Source organism: Pseudomonas sp. G(2018) (genome assembly GCF_005502415.1).
In the GTDB taxonomy this organism is placed as follows: domain Bacteria; phylum Pseudomonadota; class Gammaproteobacteria; order Pseudomonadales; family Pseudomonadaceae; genus Aquipseudomonas.
On the sequence record NZ_SCOO01000087.1, the window covers coordinates 1 to 1,635 of the forward strand.

General features: G+C 66.4%; 1 protein-coding gene. It reads left to right on the top strand.

Annotated features, from left to right (window positions below):
* Window positions 1–1,635, top strand: a 1,635-nt coding sequence (locus FFS64_RS31155) for an ImcF-related family protein (RefSeq protein ID WP_305955760.1), incomplete at both ends; no start/stop codon positions are given.

Below are 1,635 nucleotides of genomic sequence, written 5' to 3' on the forward strand. Positions count from 1 at the left end.
CAGGTGCTGCTCGGCCAGTTGGGCCAGCGCAACGCGCAGGCCAGCCTCTATCAAAAAGTCCTCGATGACACCGCCCATCATTATCCGGCGCTGGGCCTGCAACAGCTGGTCGGTGAGGCCGATGTGCAGGCGCTGTTTTTCACCCGCGACAGCGTGCCGGGCGTGTTCACCCGCCAGGCCTGGGAAGGTCAGGTGCGCCAGGCCATCGACGCCATCGCCGAGGCCCGGCGCGAAGAAATCGACTGGGTGCTCAGCGACCGGCCCGGCGAGATCGCCGCCGAGCTGACCCCCGACCAGTTGCGCCAACAGCTGACCGAGCGCTACTTCCGGGACTACGCCAACGCCTGGCTGGACTTCCTCAACAGCCTGCGCTGGCAGCCGGTGGACAACCTGGGCGAGGTGATCGATCAACTGGCGCTGATGAGCGACGTGCGCCAGTCGCCGCTGATCGCGCTGATGAACACCCTGGCGTACCAGGGACAGGCCGGCGCGCGCGGGCAGGCTTTGGCCGACTCGCTGGTGAAGTCGGCGCAGAAGCTGATCGGCCAGGACGCGGTGCCGCTGATCGACCAGCAGGCGCAAGGCACCGGCGGCCCGCTGGACACCGCCTTCGGGCCGTTGCTGGCGCTGCTGAGCAAAGAGGCCGAAAACAATACCGACCGCCTGAGCCTGCACACCTTCCTCAACCGTGTCACCCGGGTGCGTCTGAAGTTGCAGCAGGTGAGCAACGCGCCCAACCCGCAGGCGATGACCCAGGCCCTGGCACAGACCGTGTTTCAGGGGCAGAACGATGACCTCACCGACACCCAGGCCTACGGCAGCCTGCTCGCCGCCAGCCTGGGCGCCGAGTGGGACGGCGTCGGCCAGACCCTGTTCGTGCAGCCGCTGGAACACGCCTGGCAACGGGTCCTGCAACCCTCGGCGGCGGCGCTCAACAGCCAGTGGCAACGGGCGATCGTCAACGATTGGCACAACGCTTTCACCGGTCGCTACCCGTTCGCGGCCACCGCCGGCGACGCCTCGTTGCCGATGCTGGGGCAGATGATTCGTGCCGACTCCGGGCGCATCGAACAGTTCCTGCAACAACAATTGGGCGGGGTGTTGCGCAAGGAAGGCAGCCGCTGGGTGACCGACGCCCGGCACGGCCAGGGCTTGCGCTTCAACCCGCAGTTCCTCGCCGCGATCAACCAGCTCAGCCACCTGGCCGACGTGCTCTACACCGACGGCGGCCTGGGCATGAGTTTCGAGTTACAGGGCAAACCGGTGCGCGACGTGGTGCAGACCACCTTCATCCTCAATGGCGAAAAACATCACTACTTCAACCAGAAAGAGCGCTGGCAACGCTTCAGCTGGCCGGGCTTCACCAGCCATCCGGGCACCAGCCTGACCTGGACCAGCGTACGCGCCAACGAACGGCTGTTCGGCGACTACCAGGGCACCTGGGGCCTGATCCGTCTGCTGGAACAAGCCAGGGTCACGCCCCTGACCGACAGCGGCAGCCACTACCGCGTGCAGCTGCGCGCGCCCGATGGCATCTACCTGACCTGGAACCTGCGCACCGAACTGGGGGCGGGACCGCTGGCGTTGCTCAAGCTGAGGGACTTCAAGCTGCCGAAGCAGATCTTCATGAGCGAA